A 23158-nucleotide genomic window follows, 5' to 3' on the forward strand; every position below is an offset into this window, starting at 1 on the left:
GCCGAAGAAGGAATCTCATTTGCGGAATCTTGATAATCCATTGATAGCAATGATAATGTGAAATAATCAATTGCGGCAGCATGTTTTCTTAATTCATTGCAGATCAAGAAATCGAACCGCAAAAAATAAAGGGACTCTTTCCGGTCCTATATTTTTTTCTTTTTGAAAGGAATTTTTAAACTCGTTTTCTTGGTTTTTTTCTTAGCTGGTGGAGATTTTTTATTATATTCGAGAGATAGTTGAATCCAATATTCGATTTCTTTTTTTGTTTTTATATCTTCTTCTTTAACGAAAACAAATCCTTTCATGAGGTGTCCGTTATGGATCATCTGACGAGCTTTTTTCTTCGATAGAATGGATTCAATAGATTCGGGATCGATTCTACACATGATTTCATCTTGCCTAATGCAGATGCACATTTTCCCGTTTACCATAAAACATAAACCTCCAAACATTTTTTTCTCTTCTACATCAGTCTGTCCTTCCATAGACTTTCGAACACGATCCGATAATTTTTCGTTAATTGCCATATGTTTGAAAGATATAGAATCAATTTCTAGAATTGTAAACTTATTTTAAAAAAGCGAATAAAAATCATGGAGAAAGTGTCTTCGGTAAACATCAAAGAAAAAGTCAGATGCATTTCTTTGTGTAAAAGAGAATGGATAATAAATTATTTTGTGTTTTGTTTATTGGAAGCGTAACATGAGAACCATGCTGATTTTTTAGGTAAGTTACCTTTTTTTAGTATCTAAACACACAACTTCATATACAGAAATTGGTTACGATTTACCTTGTATTTGTTTCTAAGTAGCCTCTTATATTAAGATAGGACAATTGTATTGTTTGGTTAAGGTGATGAATAACACAGATTTACAAAGATGAACGCAAGATAGTTTTAATTTGCAACCTAAGATAGAATGCAGGTTTTCAAACCTTTTCCATTTTTCCTTGTGTCCAGTAAAACTGTATGATACCGATGCATGTTATGGTCCGCCCACTCGCGCCGCTGGCAAATCCACCAAGCCCTGATGGACTTTTGCTCCCAATGAAAAGAGATTGCTAAAGATAAAAACAGAAATCCAGCGTTTCTTTCGCATTCGCTGATTTCATTGCCGGGACAGTTCTATGTAAGCATTTCGTAATTACTCAGTGAACATGTAAGAGAGATCGCGTTAGCTGTCGCTTTGTTTTGAAAGATGGACAATCCATTCCGTTACGTATTGTCCATTTTTTTTGCTGTATCGTAAAGTGGTGAGTTCATTTCTGGATCAATGATGTAAATGATCCTTTGTGTACTAGAAGTCTGTCCTGCAAGGTCTATCACCGCTCTACGTTTGTCCATACGAATTTCGTTTATATCAAAATCGGCAATGCGATACTTGATTCCTTTTTTGAATAATGGTTTGATCGTACATATCCTTTGGATCTTTGGCCGAGTTTGGAAGCGATCAACTTCTAATATTTTGCAGATATCAAAATGAGCCTGTTTTTCTGAATCAATAGAGGCAGTGATTACGTAATCGCCAACATTGATGATGTTTTGGTTATTGGTTAAGCTGGCTCCGACATAATCAAGCAAGTGACGAATATTTCTATTACTGTAGGAAAAAAACGAATCATTAACAATCATTTTCAAAGCTGTTGCCGAACTGAATGCAGGGCGCCAAGGTTGGTTGGTTGTCAAACTTGCATATTCACTTGCAAGGGACAAAATTGCGATATCTTCTTCAAAATTGACAGAGTTTACATGCGATTCTTGGATTCGAAGTTGTGCGTCAATATCTGCCACAATCATTTTTTTACTTGGATCTTTGATGAACTTATCCCTGATTACCATAAGTTTCCGAAAAACAGTATTATTATCAGGGAAATTATTGTTTATTGCATTCCCTCGAAACGGCCTATGGTGATTCAAAACAAGAGTTCGAATCTCTTGTGTAATCTCTGGTGCTGCAAGAGTCATTAAATAACTTATGATTGGATGTTGTTGGATTATATTGTATTCTTCTTTGGTTAAATTAGGTTTGTCTGGAAGTAATATTTTTGAATAACCGATGTCCGCAAGAAAGCTAGCTGTCATAACGGAGAGATGGTCTTTTTTATTAGGTTTGTTATCATCACCTACACCAATCTTTTTGGTTCGAACTTTCATACCCATTGCAACAATTGTTCTTTTTGTCATGAGTTCCGATTCGACTGGTACACCCGCATGATTTAAAATTTCTAAAATATTAAATAACCCTGATTCAAAATCTGGATTGCTTGTGAAGTCATCTAAAACTTTTCCGATTGATTTGTGAACTCTGAGTGCATGATCTGAATTGAACGCTTCCTTTTTTAATTCTAAAATCAGTGATTCTGTCTGTTTTGCAAATTCTGTTGTTTTGTCTGGATCAAAGAGTTTTGTGTTGCGAGGGTCAGCAGTATCTGCCGAAGTTACTCGCAATTGTTTTGAGTCAGAGGTAAGGCAATAAGCACCTTGCAATTCAATCTTAAGAAGTTTACCAAAATCATCTTCCGTTGCATTTTTCTTTTTTGCCATGATGAGTTTGCCCGTTCGATCATAAAGATCGAGTGGGATTTGTTTGCTCTTACGATAACTACTCAAAAGATCATCATTGAATTCAAATTTAGCTAGTTGGTCAGTGGGAATTAAAGGAGTATCATTCAAAATTTCTTGTCCGATTATGGTATGACTACCTTGTGATATAAGACGAGAAAAATGGCCTTCTCCATAAAGAGACTTCATTTTTTTTTAGTTAAAAAATTCTGCTTTCTCGGACCGTAAGTTACCTGCGAGAATATAGTGATTACTACCAAACGATCGAGTCCAAGTCCTTACATCGATTTCGATTCAATGTTTGTTTCGCCAAAAACAAATGATGCAGGGAAACAAAAAATACTAGGAGGAATCCTATGAAAATCGCGATATCCTCATTTTTATTTTTTTAAGAATATTTCTATTTGGCGAATATCTTTTTTTCTTTCGATTCTCAAGTTAAGTTGTTTAATCGAATTGCATCAGTGTGCCGATGTGTTAAGATACTCAGATCGGAGTGAGGAACTGTTTTAAACTATGAAAAACATTATCCCTTATTTATGTGCAATTATACTTTTTGCAAATTTAACTCTACGGAGTGAAACGATTCAACTTAAGTCCGGAGAAAAATGGGAAGGGTCCATCCTTGCTCAAAACAAAGATTCTGTGACGATCAAACTCGCAGACGGTAGCAAAAAGGTATTTTCAAAGTCTGTAATTCGAAAAGTGTCCTTTGCAAAGAAGCCCAAACCTTCAGCTCTAAAAATTGAACCTCAGATTTCAGAAAAGGAAAAGAAAATCAAAGAAGAAAAAGAACTCGCAGAAAAACAAAAGCAGGAAGAAGAAAATCTCAAATCCAAAGAAGAGAAACAAAAAAAAAGAGAGGAACAACTTTCTAATGCGAAACGACATTATCTGGAAGGTTCTTTGGGAGTTGGGAGTGGCGAAAGTCAATCAGAGCTTCGCCCTTTTTTCCAAACCATTCAGGTAGCTGGACTTCTTTTTAGCAGTGGCGGTCAAGCCGAGTTACAATCCACTCCATACAAAACTAAAAATCACAGCGGAACGGCACGATTGTTTTATGCTTGGGACAGATTTACCATTGAGATACGTGGTACGGAAACCAAAGGGAAGTTTGATGTCGGCGGCTTTCAGACGTTAGCTTACGGAAGTGGAAATGGCTCTTCTTCTACTTCAGACAAAACTGCCAATGTTCTTCTGGGAAACGGCGATTCAAAGTTTCAAAAACTTTCTTCTAGGATCGGCTTTACTCCTTATCCGCATCCGGTTTTAGATCTTCAAATATTGGGAGGTTTGGAAAGAATTTGGACAAAAACCAACCAAGAAGTCGATAGTCTCGGAGGGATTACCACCACAGGAATCAACCCCAATCGAGTGAGTTATCGTGATACGAGCCATTCGCTTAAAGGTTATAGCTTAGGTATTGGATTCGAATGGAAATTTTTAGAAAGATTTACTCTACAAGGGCAGATCTTGCATTTGGATATGCAAGGCCCATCCTCGTTTCGGAGCAACGAATTTCGATTGGATTTTTCACCTTTTCGATACAATCAATATGGCCTAGACTACCAATGGAAATCAACTGGAACTGAAGTGAATGTGAAATTCGTAACGAAGGTCAAAGGTGATTTCAGTTTATTCATAGAAGCAAGTAACATGACCTTAAATAACAAATTACAATCTGGTTATATAACGGAAAACGAAGGTGGGGGAAATACGGATCCTTCCCAAATCTTATTAAAAGTGTATGGGCCTCAAATATTAATTCCGATGTTTTATGATTCGAAGACAATTTTGAGTTATGTTCAAGTTGGTGCTAATTATCGTTTTAATTTCTAAAATCAAAAACTTGTTTTGAACAGTTTGTAAATCAAATAAGGATTTAAACTAAAACAAATATTTTCAACCATAGAGGATTCCAATATGATATGAATTTTATCACCTTTTCCTGTTAATTCGGAAAAGGTTCCTTTTCGATTCTCCATTTTTCTGAGGCTCTTAAAATTTCTTCGGCAAGCTTAGCAAGTCCAGGACCTGATTTTTTGCGATAACAGAGATAGAATTTCCTTTCTGCATTCCAGTCTTCGAATTTAATTTTTTTTAGTTTTGAACTCATCGCATATTCAGATAGAAAACCGATTCCTAGTCCCGCTTCTAATGATTTGATAACTGATTCTACACTTCTTAGTTCCATCGCTATCTTAGAAGCAAATTCTTTTGAAAAAGATTTTATCTTTTTCTCCACTGCTTTTCTAAGAGCAGAACCTGGGTGGAAAAAAACAAAGGATTGTTTTTTTAAGTCCTCGATTCTAATTTTCTTTTTTAGAAAAATGGGATGGTTTTTTGCTGCGCAAGGAATGATTTGATCGGATAAAAATTCTAGAACATTCAAACTTGGTTCAGTTATGGGACCAGTCAAAATTCCAAGATCTACTTCTCCTTTTAATAAGGCGTCTTTTGTTTCCCTATCATCTCCCTCTCTAACGGAAAGAGAAAGTCCTTGTCTTTTTTTTAGGATTTCCTTTAAAATTTGAGGTAGGATCCAAGCAGAGACGGTCCCACCAGCTGAAATCGAATAGTTCCCTTTTAGTTCCTTTTCCTTAGAAAAGCCGTTTTGTATTTCTTCCCATAATTCTTTCATGCGAACAGAATATTGATAGAATCTTTCACCTTCGTGTGTTAGTCGGACAGACCTTCCTCCTCTTTCCAAGACAGTGACTCCTAATTCCTTTTCTAATAGAAAAATTTGTCTAGAGAGTGCTGGTTGTGTTAATCCTAGCAGAGATGCTGCTTTTTGAAATGTGCCTGATTCAGCGATTTCTAGGAAATAAATGATTTGTCTGAATTCCATACCGACATATAACTTTTGGTTATATATTTTATAAAACCAATTTATTTGCATTATATCAATTAATTTGATACCTTATTTACCAAGAGGGAAATATGGGACAAACTCTATATGACAAAATATGGGAAAGTCATCGGATCTTTGAGGATTCTGACTCCGAATCTATTTTATATGTGGATCGTCATATCTTACATGAAGTGACTTCTGCCCAAGCATTCGAAGGACTAAGAACTAAGAAAAGAGATGTAAGAAGAAAGGATCTCACTTTTGGCGTCGTGGATCATAATGTTTCCACAAGAGATCGTAAAAACAGAGATGCAGCAGGACCGGTCTCACGATTGCAGATCGATACAATGGAAAAAAACTGCAAAGAGTTTGGAATCCGTTTGTTTGGTCCGGAAGATCCAGAACAAGGCATAGTGCATGTAATTGGTCCCGAGTTAGGATTCACAATTCCTGGGTCCGTGATTGTCTGTGGAGATTCTCATACAGCAACGCATGGAGCTTTCGGTGCTTTGGCATTTGGAATTGGGACAAGTGAAGTTGAACACGTACTTGCGACACAAACCTTAAAACAGTCCAAAACAAAATCAATGTCCGTTCGATTTGTAGGAAAACCTGGATTTGGAATCACTGCAAAAGATGTAGTCCTTGCGCTCATAAAAAAAATGGGAACTTCTGGTGGCCGGGGTTATACTTTAGAATATTCAGGTGAATGGATTCGTTCTCTTTCTATGGAAGGGAGGATGACTCTTTGTAATATGAGTATTGAAGCAGGAGCCAGGGCAAGTCTTGTCGCACCAGACCAAATCACATTTGAATATTTGAAAGATAGAAAACTTGTACCGAAAGGAAAAAGTTTTTTAGAAGCTATAGAATATTGGAAAACATTTTTTACGGATGAAGATGCAGTATTTGATGAGATGATTGAATTAGATATTTCTAATATAGAACCACAAGTTACGTGGGGGACCAATCCATCTCAAACTTTATCCATTACGGGAGTTGTTCCCAATCCGGAAGAATTTCAAGAGAGTGGGGCTCGAGAGACAGCCACAAATGCCTTAGCATATATGGATTTAAAACCAGGGACTCCTATATCGGAGATCAGAATTGATAAGGTATTCATAGGTTCTTGTACAAATGCAAGGATAGAAGACTTACGATCTGCAGCTGAAGTTGCTAAAGGAAAAAAAGTCCATCCAAAAGTGCAAGCTTTAGTAGTCCCTGGTTCAGGTTCAGTGAAACGACAGGCAGAAGCAGAAGGTTTGGATCAAATTTTCAAAGAGGCTGGATTCGAATGGAGAGAGCCTGGTTGCTCCCTTTGTCTTGCGATGAATGACGATGTATTAAAACCGGGGGAAAGATGTGCATCCACTTCTAACCGCAACTTCGAAGGAAGACAAGGGAGAGGTGGAAGAACGCATTTAGTCAGTCCTTCGATGGCCGCAGCCGCAGCAATAAACGGAAAATTTGTAGATGTGAGGATATTAACATGAGCGTACACAAATGGACAATCCATACTGGAGTAGCGGTATCAATTCCTAGAGAGGATATCGATACGGACCAAATCCTTCCTAAACAATTTATGAAACTCATCGATAAAAGAGGTTTTGGAAAACATTTATTTTTTGATTGGAGGTATTTGGATTTAGAAGGAAAGATACTTAATCCTGAATTCGCTTTGAACCAAGATGGATTTAAGAATGCGAGTGTACTCATCGCATGCAAAAATTTCGGCTGTGGCTCGAGTCGGGAACATGCCCCTTGGGCTCTTTCTGATTTTGGATTTAGAGCGATTTTGTCTCCCTCTTTTGCAGATATATTTTCCATTAATGCGGCAAAAAATGGGATCGCTCTTGTTCGTTTGAAAGAAGACGAAATCCATTCTCTTGGTGAATGGGTTTCTAAAAATCCTGGATCTTCAATTAGGATCAATTTGGAAAAATTAGAAGTACAAGCAGGAGAAAAAACATTTTATTTCCATTTGGATACTGCATCTGTCAACCGGATACGGAATGGTTGGGATGATATTGATAGCACTCTTAAAAATGAAAGAGAGATTTTAGAATTCGAACAGAAACGAAAAATGGAAAATTCAGTTTTAGAAGTGTATTGGTAAAATTTATGAGAAATATTTTCGAAAAGAGTTTCGTGCAAAAAAAATCTGAGTGGCTCTTATGGATCCAATAACCAAATAAAAAGGATATAACTCTAGTTTGGTTCCTGCGAGAGGGATAGGAAGGGCGCGTATGCGGTCGCTCCTTGCGACCGAAGCCCTGGATAGCCCGGTCCCCAATGCATTACTTTTTTGTTATGATCAATAGTGATTTTTGTAACATGAGGAAGTGTTTGGGGACTCGCCCCGAAGAGGTTTTTCACCATCAAAAAGGGGGATTTAAAAAGAAGAGTCTTTCTGTAAGTGGACAAAGATTGATGAGACATTCTCTGGGCGCGAATCCACAAACCCCCGCCCGAGTTAGGCCATGCGGGGAGTGGCTCGTGGGAAGGTGGCAATTTTCCCTCTAACACAATGGTTGTTTTGATGCAGGTCTTAGCTCGAATGCTTAGATTTTACTTGGACCTAAGATCCGTAAGAACAGTTTGTAATGTGTTGAGTCCCCAATGTTCGATATATTTACCGTCCTGCAAACGTACAATATCAATGACATCAATTCTAATCTTTTTGTCTGAGGGAGCAATACCCATTAGTACACCTTTGTGAGTTCCCGTGATGGCCTTGCGAGTGGTTACCTTATCGCCTTCAGCAACTTGGTCTAAAATTTCTACAGTCAGATCTGGAAAGGCTGGTTTTAACACGGAACTGAAAGTATTCCACATTGCATTCGAATCATTCGCATGTTCGGGTGCTGATCGATTGATGAAATTTTCGTGCATTAGTTCTTTAAAGATTACTTCATTACAATTCTGAATGACTTCTTTGTTAAATCGTATCACGACTTGCTTGTTTTTTTCTAAAACATCCATAAATAAGTCTTTGTAGTTTGTGAAACGTATGCAATCAAAAATCTGGGTATTGGTTTTTTGCATTAAATTTTACTGACTGCTCAACACAAACTACCGTTCCTAATATCGGAAACATTTATGGAATTCCAAACCTTCCCGCATCTACACTTCATATTCTATTAAGAAGTAAACCTTACTTGTTGGAAAATAGAGCCTCTGTAGATGCACAATTTCTATTGTGGTTATTATTGTGAATGTGGGACTTTTGTTTTGGAAAAAGATTGATGAGACATAATTTGTGCGCAAATCCACAAACCCCCGCCCGAGTTAGGGAGGAGGGGAGTGGCTCGTGGGAAGGTGGCAATTTCCCCTCTAACACATCCCAAAACATTTGAAAACGAACTTCCGAATTCTCACATTTTTTTTAAAATATTTTCGCTTTTTTGCCGGAACTTGTCCAGTATTTCCACCTTCGTTTGCTATAGAGAGAAAGGAGATCCGTATGTTCCAAAAGAAAGCAGCGTTACGACGTCTTTGGCAAAAACGGCCAAGTTTATGGAGGTTCGGAATTTTCACAGCTACGATCAATCTAATGGTTCTTTCTATTTTTGCATTCGGAATTTGGTCGGCAAGTAACCAAATTCTTTTCCCGAAATGGAAAGGTATCACGAAAGATTTTTTGGAATGTAGTTCTTTAGGAGAAAGACTTTGGGGGAAATTTTGTGGGAATATTCGACTAACAAAAGAATTCGAATTTCGAGAAGTATCCATTCGCTCTTTCAATGGATATGAGTTACCCGGATGGTTTGTACCGGCACTTGCTAACGGAGTAGGATTCCAAAAAGGTGTGATTCTCCTTGTACATGGAGGAGGGGCCGATAGGCGCGAGCTCACCCGTTTTATTCCATTCTATCTCAATCAAGGATTTGATGTTTTTAGTTTTGATTTATCTTGTCATGGTGAAGCACCGTGCCAATTTCCTGGTTTAAGTTTTGGAAATCGAGAATCTGTCGATGTTTTATCAGCATACCTGTATCTTTCGAAAAAATATCAGAATATTCTAATGATGGGATCTTCCGTAGGAGCAACTTCCATATTAATTTCTCTTCCGTTTTTGGAACAAGTAAAGGGACTTGTTTTGGAAAATCCTATGTTAAGTTTCCATCGATTGATTTTGGACTCACCAGAGTCATCTGGTTTACCACATTGGATGGTTCAAACACTAATAGAGTTAGTCACGATTCGAGGAAAATTCGATACATTACTCAGTCCTGAAAATTCTTTACCTTTGGCTGCAAATGTGCCTCTATTGATCATTCATAGTAAAAATGATATGGTTGTATCTTACCAACATTCAATTGCGCTGGCCAAACTTTATTCAGGACCAAGCGAAGTATGGTTTCCTGATTTGGGATCTCATGGGATGGTTTGGGAGGCAAACCAAGTCGAATATGAAATGAGGGTTCGAGATTTTATTCAAAGAAATACAAATGATAGGAAAACGAGGTAGAAAGTGGAAGAATACTTAATTCTAATGCGTTTAGACATACTTACAAAGGAAGCCCAACCATCGCCTGAACAATTGCAAATTTACATGCAACAATACCAAGAATGGGTAAATAGCATCGTGGAAAAGAAAAAATTTAAGTCAGGGACTGCTTTGTCTACAGAGGGGCGGGTCATTCAATCAGACCATCTGATCACCGATGGTCCTTATGTGGAAACAAAGGAATCTCTCGCAGGTTTTATTATCATTATTGCAAATGATTTTGATGATGCTGCAAATATTGCCAAAGATTGTCCTATTTTAATGGGGCCTGGAAATAGTGTAGAGGTTCGAAAGATAGTCGGAATACATCTGGAGGATTAATTGGATAAATTGTATATTCTGAATTAATGAAAAATCAATCTGAGCTTTTGCCGCATTTGTTTCGAACTGAGTATTCAAAAATCATTTCGGTTCTTTGTAAACAATTTGGTTTTTATCAGATAGAGATAGCGGAAGATATAACAAGTGAAACTTTTTTGACGGCTTCACACGCCTGGGGAATTCATGGTATTCCAGAGAATCCTATCGCTTGGTTATATGTAGTTGCTAAAAATAAAGCTAAAAATCTGATTTATAGAGATTCTATTTTGCAAAAAAAAGTTCTCCCTCTTTATCAAAGGGAAAGTTTTGTTACTGATCCAGAATTGGATCTTTCAGAGGAAAACATAAAAGACAGCCAATTAAGAATGATTTTTGCTGTGGCACATCCATCTATTCCTTTGGAGTCGCAAATTGGTTTATCGCTAAGAATTTTATGTGGATTTGGAATTGATGAAATAGCAAGGGCTTTCCTATCGAACCGCGAAACAATTAACAAAAGGTTACTTCGCGCAAAAAAAAAACTTAGAGAAAACAATGCCACTCTGGAATTTCCAAATTCTTTTGAGTTGGAGGAAAGGCTTTCTTCTGTGCTTCGGACCATTTATTTATTGTTCAACGAAGGATATTTTTCTCAAACTCAAGATAGTATCCTTCGTAAAGATTTATGTTTGGAGGCGATTCGACTATGCTCTCTTTTATTGGAAAATACAGATACTAACACCTCTGAAGCAAATGCTCTTCTTGCCCTTCTTTGTTTTCATATTTCAAGATTTGAGGCAAGAATCGATAGAGAAGGTGAGATGATACTTTATGGAGATCAGAATAGGGAACTTTGGAATCAAGATTTCATTAAAAAGGGAGAGTATTTCTTTTTTCAGTCAAATTTAGTACCAAAATTTTCTAAATACCATTTAGAGGCAGCGATTGCATATTGGCATACACGCCCAGAAGAAACGGAAAGAAAATGGGATTTCATTTTCCAGCTTTATACGGGCTTATTGGAAATAGAACCCTCCCCATTATTATTATTAAATAGGGCCTATGCACTATTTAAGGTAAAGGGAAGAGATGCTGCGCTAAAAGAACTTAAAAGTCTGGAACTAAAAAATAATCCTTATTATTTTTTCCTATTGGGAGAATTACATTCAGAATTAGAACCGGAAAACGCAAAGATATACTATAACAAGGCACTGGTCTTTGCAAAGACTGAATTTGATAAGAAGTTGATTCGAAAGCGGATAGTTTGATTTGATAATTTATGATATGAGTTCAGTCAGTAGCAGATGAATCTACGATGATACTTACAAATTGTATCAGAATATTAGGTATTTTTTGTCACACTCACTTTCTTGAAACGATCCTATTTCAATTGTTAATGTTCCGAGATCGCTTGGTAAAGTTTGTTTAACTGTAAGCCACAATTTGGACAATTAGATCCAGATAGTAAAAGCAAACCAAAGAACGCTTCCTACGTTGAACCATGCCATTTCCCATGCCCCTACAATCCAAAAGAAAAAAATAAACGTAAAGTGAATGAGACCCGCTAAAACATAAATAGAATTTGTTGCTACATAATACCTTTGGTAGCGGAGTCCATCAAGCCGTTGCTAATTGGAATTTAACTAGAAGATGAATCGATAGATTTTGAAAGTAGAAGGCCTTGTGGCATTCAAACTTTTTTTTTCTGTTGGCAAAGTGGGGGAATTTTCGTAATTTCAACTAATTCCAATGGAAATTTCTTTTTTTTTAGAACTAAATTTCGGTGAACTGGGACGTTTGTACGTATGAAAGACAATTCCTATCTTGAACTTTTAGACCTGACAAAATCCGGTAACCTACGTGCCTGGACGGATCTACAAAATCGATTTTCTCATTTTGCCAATCAATTTGCTTATAAGATTCTAAAAGATGCAGACCTTTCCCAAGATGTCGTCCAGGAATCTTTCTGGGATTTGTATCAAAATTTAGAAAAAATCACCACGCCAGAGGCTTTTCCATCTTTATTGAAAAGAACTGTCATTAAACATGTAGACCGCATTTTGCGAAAGAAGGAGTCCCAGAATTTGGTTTTTGTGGATCCAATCCAAATAGAACAAAACTCCGGAGGATTAGATGTTTCCTATCTAGAAAAGGAGTGTATTGAAACAATTGAACAAAATGTCAAAAAACTGGAACCAGAAGACCAAAAGTTAATCGAACTCTACTACTACCAAAATTATTCCTTAGTCGAAATTTCCAAATCAGAAGGGAAATCCTTATCTTTTATAAAAAAAAGACATACTCGCGTTAAGAGAATTCTAAGGATTGGAATTGGTGAAACATTCCGGCCAGAAGCAAATTTGAATTTAATGATAGCGGCTTAGGAGATTCATGTGGAAGCAACTCAAGTTTATTCAAATGGACAAATTGAAAATGTTTATCTCGAACAAAGAAAAGTTTTTCTTTGGGGTGAGGTAAATGACAATTCAGCTCGTTACTTAATTGATCGTTTTTTATATCTGGAAGCATTAGATCCTACAAGACCAATCACTCTTTACATTCACTCTCCTGGGGGATCAACTTATGCAGGTTTGGCGATTTTGGATGTGATGAATCATCTTCATAATCCTGTACATACTATATGTTTAGGAATGGCTATGTCTTTTGGTGCTGTTTTACTTCTGGCAGGTGCCAAAGGATATCGTTTTGCTTATCCTCATAGTAAAGTTCTTATTCACCAACCTCATGTTATGGGAGAATTTAAGGGACCTGCAGAAGATATAAGAATATTTGCTGAATCCGTTAGAAGAGAAAAAGATTTGTTAAATGAAATTATGGCAAAGGCAACGGGACAGCCGATAGAAAAATTAAAGGAAGATACAGAGCGGGATACTTGGTTTACTGCAAAGGAAGCAATGGATTATGGTATTATCGATAAGATTATTGGAGGTGATTGATGTTTTTTAAAAGACCAGTTTTTATCCTTAGTATTATGGGTTTGGTTTTCTCCTGTCAGGTGACGTCCCATAATGTGAAACCATATTTTTCTGATAAAGTGAGTACCACCCTCCCTGTCTCCATAGATCCAAAAAAGTATGTAGAATTCCAAGTTGTGAAAGTGGCGGATTGGGAATCTTCCCTAGCTGGTCTTTTGGATTTGGATGATCCCAAAGCAAAGGCAGTCGGATTAAAGGATCGTTTAGAACCAATAGCCATTTATTTCTATCTCGTCAAACATCCAAAATTTGGAACCTATATGATAGATTCCGGTATCGGAGAAAATTTCCCCAAGGGTGAAAATGGAAATCGTGTTAATTCCATCGTAGAATCTCAGATGCATTTTGATAAACTCAAAGTTTATGAAACTACAAGAGCATATTTACAAAAAAACAAAATTGATTTAAAAGGGATTTTTTTCACTCATTTGCATTTGGATCATACTCTTGGAGCTTATGAGATAGATAGAACAGTCCCTTTTTACGTTGGACCAGGTGAGGTGACAAGTAGACAATTCATCAACCTCTTTGTACAAGGTTCCACCGATCACTTGTTAGGCAAAAATCCGAATCTAATCCAGTTTGATTTTGGAAAAAATACCAACGAAATTTTGGTTTTAGATTTTTTTGGTGATAAGAGTTTCTTTGTGCTTTCTGTGCCAGGACATACACCTGGCAGTTTGGCTTTTTATATTCCAGCAAAAGGTGGTGCTCATTTAGTATTAGGAGATTCCTGTCACACACAATGGGGATGGAAAGAAGGCGTAATTCCTGGTAAATTCACATCTGATCCAAATCTAAATCGTCAAAGTTTGGATTTTCTAAAAGAAGTCGCGGGAACAAATGTAATTCAGTTTGTTTATCCAGGCCACCAAGAAAGGATCTCTCAAACCTTAAAAAAATAATTGATTCTTTTTTTTCCATTTTTACTCCCTCTTTTTATTGAAATAATTTCACTATAATTTCTTTAAAAAGAGGAAATTGGTTTGTGTACTTTCTGTTCGAAAGAAATACATACATTGTAAAAAGGAAAACACTCGGGATGATACGAAAGCCAATCGACAAACACTGGAGAAACTTTCTATGTATTTGCCTGATTCCATTCTTAGTTTTTCAATGCAGACTGAATGGATTGAAAAATGACTGTGATCCGAATCATCCTTCCTATATACAAACTTTAACCATACTACTCGGTGTTAGCGATAGTGCTTATTTCTGTGGTAAAGTGGTCCAAAGTCCTTTCGTTAAGAAACTCAAAATTCCTCGTTTTTTAATTGTTACAAATGTAGGTTTGAATTCGGCTACAAGTAGTATCAGTGTTTTTCGGATAAACCCAAATACCGGAGAAATATCACAGGTTTCTGGTTCTCCCTTCCAACTGACCGATCGTCCTCGTTTTTCAGCGACCAATTCCACAGGTACTGTTGTGTATGTGCCAAACATTGGAAATAAATCAATTTCCGTACTCAATCTAAATCCAGAAACAGGAAGTTTATCTTTAAAACATTCTGATTTAGTCCTTTCTTCGACTCCATACTCACTTGCTTTAGATCCGAATGGAAAGTACTTATTTGCAAGTTCTGAACAAAACCCAGAAATTCACCGGATGGCTATCGATTCTTCGGATCAATTGACAATCCTAACACCTGCTATGCCAACCTCAAATCCCTCAGGGGGGTCCGTGGGGAGACTTAGTTTTGATTCTAAGGGTAAACATTTGTATGTCGGACTGACAAGTGCGCCTGGAAACAACGCAGGGATCCAAGTTTTTTCTCTGGATTCATCAACGGGGAGTTTAAGCTCTATTAATGTTTACGTAACAGGCATCAATAATCTTTCTCTTGGAATTTCTGCTAACGGTCAGTTTGTTTATGGATCAAATTATACATCTGAAAATGTTTTTCCCTTTTTGCGAGATGTAAATACGGGAACACTCAGTATACAAACTAGTATTTCTGCAGGAGTGGCACCGGGATATACCATTGTAGATCCACTCAACCGATTTGTTTATGTTGCTAATAGCGGTACAGGTCAGGGGACAATTTCTGCCTATTCCATTCAGCCTACCAATGGAACATTAGCGCCCGTTAATGGGTCCCCTTTTTCTACGGGTTTCAGTCCGATCGGTCTTAGTATCGATCCGAGCGGAAAATATTTGTATTCTTCCAATACGGAAGGAGGAAATATCGCTGGATTTTCCATTAGCGAAAATGGAGCTCTAATCCCGCTCGCTGGATTTCCAGTAACAGCAGGAACAAGTCCATTTTCCATTGAAATTGTTTCTTATTAAGTTTGATTTATAGAGGTTAGCATCTAATAAATCAGATTTTACTTTTTGATGAAATCCTATCTTTTTAGTCCCCACCTTCCATGAAAAAAATCATCATCCAGTTTTTGTTTTTCTTTGAAAATCCAACACGGTGGTCCATTGGGCTTCTCAAATATTGTTCGCAAATATAACCTACTTGGCCATCCGAAATACATACTTTTTTCCAATTACATGGTTCGTTTGGATTTGCCTTTATATTAGTTTCGTCATACTCGTTTTTTACGAATTCCCAGCTAAGTTGTGTTAGTATTGTACCTTGTTTGGAAGGTTTGTTTCTTATGTTGACAGTATTTCCTGTGATGAGTGAAAAACTATAGGAATCAATGGATTCTGGTGTAAGATTAAACAAAAAGGGTGCAGACCAAATATTGTCTTTATAGGTAAAACCAAGATTAATGGTTTGAGATAAAACATTCCAAAAGTCAGAATTTTTAGGATTTTTATCAAGTTTCCAGTATTTTAGAAATTTTCCTTTTCCCATCCCGTCTTCCGAAAACGCGAAGGAAATTTGAGGATCCACTATCGATTCAATAAATTTTACATCTTTGTCTTTTACCGATTTTTCTAACTTCTGTTTGAAGGAAAAAAAATCTTTATCTTCTCTGGAGGTATCAACTGGTTTTAGAAATACAGGTTCGAACGGTTCACAAGGTAGTAGTGGAGAATAAAAAGATGTGAGTAAAATAGATATAACAATGATCTGCGGTTTCATAGAAATTTTTAATTTCCTTATTTGTCTAGAATGTTCTAAATGATATAAGAATATCTGAAAAAACAATCAATTTTTATCGAGAGTTTTGATTTGGCGGAGTTTAAGTTAGTCGGGCTCATAGTCAAACCCAGCGATGTATTTTAGACTTAGTAAAGCTCTTTCGTATTCTACCAATGCATCAATATATTTCAGCCGAGTTTCATTGTATGATCTTGTCGTGTCTAAAAACTCAAGTAATGTTGAACCTCCTCCTTTATACGCCAATTCTACAATTTTAACTGCTTGTTGCGATTTTAACAATGAGATCTGACGCATTTGTTCTAAAGCTTCAAATCGGACTTTGATTTCTTCTTCTGTAATTGCTATTTCCTTGGCTAAATTCAAATACAACTCTTCTCGAAATAGAGCTGCTTGGTTTTTGGCCGATTGACTTTTAGCTATCTCACCTTGGTTACGTGAAAACACCGGTAATTCCATATTTAATGACATACCATACATATATTGGTTCTGTTGGACCAGTGAATCAAAAAGGATATTTACGTTTGGAACAGCATAAGCTTTTTGCAATTTAATATTAGCTAAAGCAACATCTTCAGCATTGGCTAATGCTAGATAATCCGGTCTTCCTCCTGTTGCTAGTTTTAAAAGTTTATCTGAATCAATTTGTGGTAATAATTTTAAAGAATCTAAATTGCCGGAAAGAACAATATCAATTTCACTTGGATTTAATCCCAATACAACGATTAGTTCATTTTTTAATTTTAGATAATCTACTTGGGCAGAAACTTTTGCTACGGCATACTGGTCTTGTGCTACTTCTGATCGTAGTAATTCGAGTTTAGAAATATCTTCTTTTTTAAACCTAATTTTGTTAATTTCAACGATGTTAACTAGGTTTTTGTAATTTTCTTCTGCGAGTAGGTATCTTTCGCGTGCGGCTAACGTTGCAATGAATAAATTGCCAGTTCCTAATGAAATTTTGCGAAGAGACTCTAAAAAAATCAATTCGTCCATCTTTAGTTTTTTGTTAGCTACGTTGATCCTTTCTTCTCTTTTATTTTCTGTTTCATAAACAAAACCTAAACTAACACCATATTGGTTCCTGTTGGGATCAAATTGTTTTGAAGTTGGATTGAAGGGCAACACATCGGCCACAATATTGATGAAAGGGTTGGGTCTTAAGCCTGCTGTAATTCGATCGGCTTTGCTGAATTCAATTTCAAATTTTGCGATCGCCACTTGTTTGTTGTTTTTAATTGCAAATTGAATGGATTCATCAAAATTAAATTCCTTTTTTACTTTTTGTTTTGAGTAAATAGGTAAAGACAAGAATCCAAATAAAAAAAGAAAATAAATGGATGAATGGAGAATCGATCGATTAATTTTCTGCATGATTCATTTTTCTTTCTTCATTAAGATAACAAAGTAGGGGGATTGTAAAATTCCCAATGATAAGAGTGAATAATAATCCACCTACGATGACTGTGGCCATTGGTCTTTGGATATCTGATCCAATTTCATTTGTTAACATGGCTGGTAGTAAACCAATGATAGCCGTTGTCAGAGTTAAAAATCTAGGGCGGAATTGAATTTCCGAAACATGTAGTAGTATTTTTTTTAGTTCAGCCAAACTTTTTATTTCTCTATTTGTTTTTTCGTGATTGAAGTTGGAAACAAAGAGAACTCCTCCCATAATTGAAATTCCAAAAAGAGAAATAAGTCCAACTCCAGAGGAAACGTTAAAGTGCATACCTCTAAAAAAAAGAAATAATAGTCCTCCGAGCGCTGCAACAGGAATACTCGACATGACCAATAGACTATCAGAAATATTATGAAACATGAGGTATAAAATGAATAAAATCAAAGCAAATGTAAGTGGTACTGCTATCATTAATCTTTTACTTGCTCTTGTTAGGTTTTCAAATTGACCTCCCCATTCGATTTCCACATCGGAAGGAAGTTTGATTTGTTTGTTTACGATTTTTTTGGCGTCTTTTACGAATCCACCCTGGTCTCTCCCCTCAATATTGATCCAAACAGAGACCATCCTATTTCCGTTTTTGCGAGCGATTTTTGCTGGCATTTCTTTTAATTCTAGTTTTGCAACAGAAGATAATGGGTATTTGCTTTCATATTTACTTTTAATATTGATGTTTCCGATTGAATTAACAGATGTTCTGTATTCTTCTGGATAGCGGACCGTGATATTGTAAATATGGTTGTCTAAATAAAGTTTACTAATTTCTTTTCCACCTATCGCCATTTCAGTAATGTCCTGGATATCGGAAAAGTTAATTCCGGCTCTTGCTGCTGCCTCTCTATCAATTGATATCACCAATTCAGTGTTTGGTCCTTCTTGTTCAATTCCAATTGCAGAGACTCCATCTAACTTCTCCAAAGCGGACTCGATTTCGGTCGCTTTTTGCCAGAGAACAGAAACATCTCGTCCTGAAAGTTGAATAGAAAGGTCGGCTGCTGATCCAGTCACTGCTTCCGCAACATTGTCAAGAATGGGTTGTGAAAAACTAAATTTAGCGCCAGGAACTATTTTTTCAAATTTTTCTTTGATTTGTTCAATCATTTCTGATTTTGAGCCAAAGGTTTTCCAATTGGAGTAATCTTCTAATGTGATTAAACCTTCAATTCTATTTGGTCCAAATGGATCTGTTCCATCATCATTTCTGCCTGATTGTGTGATGATTACCTTTGCCTCTGGGAATTCACCTACAGCTTCTCGTAATAAATTGGCTACGTTTGCTGTTCGATCTAAATGAATTCCTGTTGGCAGTTTGCATCTAAAGTTAATGGCACCTTCGTCTAACTCCGGTAAAAACTCAGTTCCAAGTCCTAAGAAAACTAAAAAAAGGAGTGAGATCACTATGATATAGATTCGTAAAGTAATCTTTTTTGTATGATCTAGAAAATAGCCAAGGAAACGAAGGAAGTGGGTTCTTGCTTGTGTGAGAATAAAAAATTCTTTAGTTTTGCGGCGATGTTCTTCATTAAAAAAACGGGAAAAGATGACAGGTAATACCGTTAAAGAAAAAAGTAGGGCACCAATAAGTGTGAATGCCAATCCAAAGGCCATCGGTTTAAATAATTTTCCCTCCACTCTTTCAAATAGAAAAATTGGGAGGTAAGCACAAAGAATCACAGAAATTGAGAAAAAGACTTCTTTCTCTGTATGTCCCGAAGATTGAAGAATTATTTCATCTAAGGAAAGTTTCTTTTTCGAAAGGGACGATAAGGTTATGGTTGCAATGATCCCTTCTATGATTACAATGGAGCTGTCTACAATGATTCCAAAGTCAATAGCACCTAGTGAAAGTAAGTTGGCAGGGATTTCAACTAGATGCATTAAACAAAATGAAAATAATAAAGAGAAAGGAATAGTAACAGCGACAGCGAGTGCTACTCTGTAATTTCCTAGAAGGAAAATTAAAACAATCATTACGATTGTAATTCCTTCCATCATGGTTCTAACAACAGTTTTTAAGGTATTGGATACGAGTTCTTCTCTATCATACAGGATTCGAATACGTACACCTTTATTTTTTAGAAAACCTTCTAAGTTTTTAATTCTATCTTTTACTAATCGTAATACTTCAGTTGGGTTTTCCCCTTTTCGCATCATAATGATGCCTTGCACACCTGAATTGATTTCTTTACCAGGTTTTAATCTGTATCCTAGAATTCCTTTTGGTGGATGCGGTATAACTCTAACCTTCCCAATATCTTTTACATAAATCGGAATGTCTTTTTTTTCTGTAACAATGATGTTTTCGATATCTTTTTCATTTTCAATAGCACCTAACGCACGCACTGGGATGGCTTGGTTTCCATGTTTGAAAATGTTTCCACCGGTATTCGCATTGTTTTCTTCGATTGCGAGAACCAAATCACGTAGGAAAACATTATATTTGTCCTGGTTAATCGGGTTGATTTCGATTTGGTATTCTTTGATGTCACCACCGAACGTAATGACGTCAGCAACACCCTGGATTTGTTGAATTCGAGGTGCTAATTCCCAATCCTGGATACTTCTTAGTTCCATTGTAGGTAAACCATCTCCCTCCAATGCATAACGTAAAATTTCTCCTACAGGAGAAGTCAATGGACCTAATTCTGGAACTTCAGTTCCTTCTGGTAATTGTATAGACTTTAATCTTTCGTTGACTTGGTTTCTTGCAAAGTACTCATCCGTGTGATCTTTAAATGTTAAGCGAACTACAGAAAGTCCGAAGATACTTTGGGATCTAGTTGTTGTTAATCCGGGAATTCCGGTTAATGCACGTTCTAAGGGTATTGTTACTAACTTCTCTACTTCAGAAGAGGCTCTCCCATCAAATTTTGTGATAACGATGACTTCTGTATCAGAGACGTCTGGATAAGCATCAATCTTTAGATGTGTAACCGAATAAATTCCAAATGCAGAGATCATTAAAAAACAAAACAGTATGACGGGTGAGTTATTGAGTGAAAAGCGGATGAAACCCATTAGTATCCGAAGCTAAGTCCTTTTAATAAGGTTGAACCATGAGAAACAACTTGGTCATTAATTTTAAGTCCTGATAATACTTGAGTATATTCTTCAGTTTCGATCCCTGTTTCCACTTGAATCCTTTGGAATGTGCTGGCGTCAACACGTTTAAAAATATAACTTGTGTCACCAATTAAGATAATAGATTCGTTGGGAACAGATAACGCTTCTATGTTTTCCAGTTCAACTTGTCCTGTCCCAAACATACCAGGTTTGAATTGATTGTTAGTATTTTTTGTAACGATCAAAACCTTTACAGTTCGACTGACTGGATCAATCACATCTGAAACGGAATCGATTCGGGTTTCAAATCGCTCACCAGGGAAAGCTGAAAACTTTATATAAAGCCTGGATTGAATTTTTACTCGATTTAGTTTTGTTTCAGGAATATCTCCTACGATCAAAATATTTCCCGGTTTGAGTTTTGATAATTTGTCGATTGGTATTCCTTGCATGCGAAGACGATTTAGGTTTTCTTCCATTGAAGCACCCATTTGTTGTAGTTGAACTTGGGCATCATTCAATTCTTTACCGGCAGCAGCTTGGTTTTCAACAAGATACTTTAAACGGGAATAGGATTTTTTTGCTCCATAAAGAGCTGCTTTGCTTTTGAGGTATTCTGAATATATGACGGATTGTTCTTCCGTTTCAAAGTGATAGGAATAATTTGCTTCTTTGGACGAAACGCAAACAACTGCTATACGAACTGGAATTGAAAGAGCTGCACCTAAATTCCTGTATTCTACATTAGCAAGTGCAATTGTAGATGGGAGGTCTCCTTCCGATTTTTTAATGATCTCGCCGTCTTGGATGGAATGGAAACTGGCGATGCGAGGCCGATTTTCTTCAGGTTTTGATTGGCAAGAAATGGAAAAAACAAGACAAAGCAGATTGCTAGATATTTACGCTTACCAATTTCTCTTCTTAGTTAACTTGCCTTCGAAGGGAAGGCAATCGGAAAAATGATTTTAGTTAATGAAAAAGTTGGATTCTAGATAGACCGTCCCTATGGCTCGTTAGTCATTTTGTGGTAATGGCAACAGTTGGTGGCTTGTTCGAAAATTTTAGAATCGAATTTCCTGAGGATTTATAGGATTGAGATTTTCACCAATGAAAAACTAAATACTCTCGAAAAATTAGGGAATTTCCATTTACTTTTGCCCGAGGAAATGAGTCTAAATGGGAATTCATTTTCTGGAGAGAAACATTTGCGATTTTTATCATTTTTTCTTTTTATATTTTTTACCTTTATCTTGATTCAATGCAAAGCTTTCGGAAAGGATCCGGAAGGATCTCATCTAGAAAAAATAAAAACATCTACACATTATGACCATACTCGCGAACAATTTGTAAATCGTAGGCCTGACGTCCTGGAAAAAATGAGAGAGAATCAAAACTTCTTCTCTCTCTTCTTTAAATTTATGTTTGGTGGAGATAAACACCAAAAACCTGATGTGAAGTTACCCGAAGAAAAACCTGACTTCGAAGAGTTTTTAAAACCAGACGAAACCATAAAATTTATTTGGTTTGGACATTCTACCTTTCTTGTGAATATAGAGGGAAAACTTTTGTTCTTTGATCCCGTCTTTTCTGAATCAGCAGCCCCTTTTAGTTTTATGGTAAAACGATTTCAAGATGCGGTAGTCAAATTGGAAGAATTACCTCCTATTGATTATATTATCATATCCCATGACCATTATGATCATCTCGATATGCAGACCATTGAATTTTTTAAATCCACAAATACTAAATTCATCACACCGCTTGGCGTTATTTCGCATTTAAAAGAGTGGGGAATCACAGAAGATCGCCTAACGGAGCTAGACTGGTGGCAAAGTGAGGATTTAGGAAAACTCAAAATTGTTTGCACACCGGCCCAACATTTTTCAGGACGGAGAGGAATGAATGGGAACAAAACTTTATGGTCCTCCTGGACTATCATTGGAGAAAAAGAAAGGTTCTATTTTAGCGGTGATTCGGGGTATGATGTACATTTCAAAGACATTGGAGATAAATTTGGACCATTTGATCTTACTTTTATTGAAAATGGCCAATACAATCCTATGTGGGAAGCCGTACATGTTTTACCTGAACAAACAGCAAAAGCACATTTGGATTTAAAAGGGAAACGTCTTGTTCCTGTCCATTGGGGGATGTTCAACTTGTCTTTACATAGTTGGTATGAACCTGCAGAATCATTAGAGAAACAGGCGAAAAATTACAAAATAGATATTCTTACTCCGAAATTTGGACAGATGGTAAAAGTTCGTGAACCTAACCTAATGGAACGTTGGTGGAAAAAATTCATGCAGTCGGAATGAAAAAGAACGAATTAAAATCTGAATTCAGATTAT

At 36.6% G+C, this 23158-nt stretch carries 20 protein-coding genes; 12 read left to right on the forward strand and 8 right to left on the reverse strand.

The window, feature by feature from the left end; translation table 11 throughout:
* Positions 1-146: 146 nt before the first annotated feature.
* Both ND811_RS17270 and ND811_RS17275 read right to left on the reverse strand, forming a co-directional pair.
* Positions 147-530, reverse strand: coding sequence for a TfoX/Sxy family protein (locus ND811_RS17270; protein ID WP_265353240.1), 384 nt, complete (start codon positions 528-530; stop codon positions 147-149).
* A gap of 686 nt (positions 531-1216) precedes the next feature.
* Positions 1217-2674, reverse strand: a complete 1458-nt coding sequence (locus ND811_RS17275; protein ID WP_265353340.1) for an HD-GYP domain-containing protein — start codon at positions 2672-2674, stop codon at positions 1217-1219.
* Positions 2675-3079: 405 nt separating this feature from the next.
* Between ND811_RS17275 and ND811_RS17280 the strand changes: the two genes are divergently transcribed.
* Positions 3080-4402: an LA_0442/LA_0875 N-terminal domain-containing protein gene (locus ND811_RS17280; RefSeq protein ID WP_265353241.1), complete on the forward strand. Its 1323-nt coding sequence runs from the start codon at positions 3080-3082 to the stop codon at positions 4400-4402.
* A 112-nt stretch (positions 4403-4514) separates the two neighbouring features.
* On the opposite strand, the gene ND811_RS17285 is transcribed toward ND811_RS17280, so the two are convergent.
* Positions 4515-5414 carry a LysR family transcriptional regulator gene (locus tag ND811_RS17285; RefSeq protein WP_265353341.1) on the reverse strand — a complete coding sequence of 300 codons (900 nt, stop codon included), beginning with the start codon at positions 5412-5414 and terminating at the stop codon, positions 4515-4517.
* Positions 5415-5506: 92 nt separating this feature from the next.
* Here ND811_RS17285 and leuC point away from each other — a divergent pair, with 92 nt between their 5' ends.
* Both leuC and leuD read left to right on the forward strand, forming a co-directional pair.
* A complete protein-coding gene (gene leuC, locus ND811_RS17290) occupies positions 5507-6910 on the forward strand; it encodes a 3-isopropylmalate dehydratase large subunit (protein ID WP_265353242.1) in 1404 nt (467 codons plus the stop codon).
* Complete coding sequence (gene leuD, locus ND811_RS17295; protein ID WP_265353243.1) at positions 6907-7533, forward strand: 3-isopropylmalate dehydratase small subunit; 627 nt, start codon at positions 6907-6909, stop codon at positions 7531-7533. Before leuC ends, leuD begins: the two co-directional genes overlap by 4 nt.
* A 452-nt stretch (positions 7534-7985) precedes the next feature.
* On the opposite strand, the gene ND811_RS17300 is transcribed toward leuD, so the two are convergent.
* Entirely contained in the window at positions 7986-8462 is a 477-nt protein-coding gene (locus ND811_RS17300; protein WP_265353244.1) for an ester cyclase, read from the reverse strand.
* A 508-nt stretch (positions 8463-8970) separates the two neighbouring features.
* On the opposite strand from ND811_RS17300, the gene ND811_RS17305 reads away from it, so the two are divergent.
* The 7 genes from ND811_RS17305 (at position 8971) to ND811_RS17335 (ending at position 15513) form a co-directional block, all read left to right on the forward strand.
* Positions 8971-9888, forward strand: a complete 918-nt coding sequence (locus tag ND811_RS17305) for an alpha/beta hydrolase (protein WP_265353342.1) — start codon at positions 8971-8973, stop codon at positions 9886-9888.
* Positions 9889-9891: 3 nt separating this feature from the next.
* Complete coding sequence (locus tag ND811_RS17310) at positions 9892-10248, forward strand: YciI family protein (protein ID WP_265353245.1); 357 nt, start codon at positions 9892-9894, stop codon at positions 10246-10248.
* 26 nt (positions 10249-10274) lie between these two features.
* Entirely contained in the window at positions 10275-11495 is a 1221-nt protein-coding gene (locus ND811_RS17315) for an RNA polymerase sigma factor (protein WP_265353246.1), read from the forward strand.
* A 537-nt stretch (positions 11496-12032) separates the two neighbouring features.
* Positions 12033-12611, forward strand: a complete 579-nt coding sequence (locus tag ND811_RS17320) for an RNA polymerase sigma factor (protein ID WP_265353247.1) — start codon at positions 12033-12035, stop codon at positions 12609-12611.
* 9 nt (positions 12612-12620) lie between these two features.
* Positions 12621-13184 carry a ClpP family protease gene (locus tag ND811_RS17325; RefSeq protein WP_265353248.1) on the forward strand — a complete coding sequence of 188 codons (564 nt, stop codon included), beginning with the start codon at positions 12621-12623 and terminating at the stop codon, positions 13182-13184.
* Positions 13184-14128 (forward strand): MBL fold metallo-hydrolase, encoded by a 945-nt coding sequence (locus tag ND811_RS17330; RefSeq protein WP_265353249.1) that lies wholly within the window; start codon positions 13184-13186, stop codon positions 14126-14128. Before ND811_RS17325 ends, ND811_RS17330 begins: the two co-directional genes overlap by 1 nt.
* Before the next feature lie 137 nt (positions 14129-14265).
* Entirely contained in the window at positions 14266-15513 is a 1248-nt protein-coding gene (locus ND811_RS17335) for a lactonase family protein (RefSeq protein WP_265353250.1), read from the forward strand.
* Positions 15514-15577: 64 nt separating this feature from the next.
* Here the strand turns inward: ND811_RS17335 and ND811_RS17340 are convergent, their stop codons facing one another.
* The 4 genes from ND811_RS17340 to ND811_RS17355 all read right to left on the reverse strand — a co-directional run bounded on the left by ND811_RS17340 (position 15578) and on the right by ND811_RS17355 (position 21286).
* Positions 15578-16264: an SH3 domain-containing protein gene (locus tag ND811_RS17340; RefSeq protein ID WP_265353251.1), complete on the reverse strand. Its 687-nt coding sequence runs from the start codon at positions 16262-16264 to the stop codon at positions 15578-15580.
* Positions 16265-16369: 105 nt separating this feature from the next.
* Complete coding sequence (locus tag ND811_RS17345; RefSeq protein WP_265353252.1) at positions 16370-17656, reverse strand: TolC family protein; 1287 nt, start codon at positions 17654-17656, stop codon at positions 16370-16372.
* The gene (locus ND811_RS17350) at positions 17643-20762 is read right to left on the reverse strand and encodes an efflux RND transporter permease subunit (protein WP_265353253.1); all 3120 of its coding nucleotides are present in this window, start codon (positions 20760-20762) and stop codon (positions 17643-17645) included. Before ND811_RS17350 ends, ND811_RS17345 begins: the two co-directional genes overlap by 14 nt.
* Positions 20762-21286, reverse strand: coding sequence for an efflux RND transporter periplasmic adaptor subunit (locus tag ND811_RS17355; protein WP_265353254.1), 525 nt, complete (start codon positions 21284-21286; stop codon positions 20762-20764). Before ND811_RS17355 ends, ND811_RS17350 begins: the two co-directional genes overlap by 1 nt.
* 193 nt (positions 21287-21479) lie before the next feature.
* On the opposite strand from ND811_RS17355, the gene ND811_RS17360 reads away from it, so the two are divergent.
* Together ND811_RS17360 and ND811_RS17365 are read left to right on the forward strand one after the other, a co-directional pair.
* Positions 21480-21770: a hypothetical protein gene (locus ND811_RS17360; protein WP_265365542.1), complete on the forward strand. Its 291-nt coding sequence runs from the start codon at positions 21480-21482 to the stop codon at positions 21768-21770.
* 242 nt (positions 21771-22012) lie between these two features.
* Positions 22013-23125 (forward strand): MBL fold metallo-hydrolase, encoded by a 1113-nt coding sequence (locus ND811_RS17365; protein ID WP_265353255.1) that lies wholly within the window; start codon positions 22013-22015, stop codon positions 23123-23125.
* Positions 23126-23158 lie beyond the last annotated feature (33 nt).

This window comes from Leptospira soteropolitanensis, from assembly GCF_026151655.1.
In the GTDB taxonomy this organism is placed as follows: Bacteria; Spirochaetota; Leptospiria; order Leptospirales; family Leptospiraceae; genus Leptospira_A; species Leptospira_A soteropolitanensis.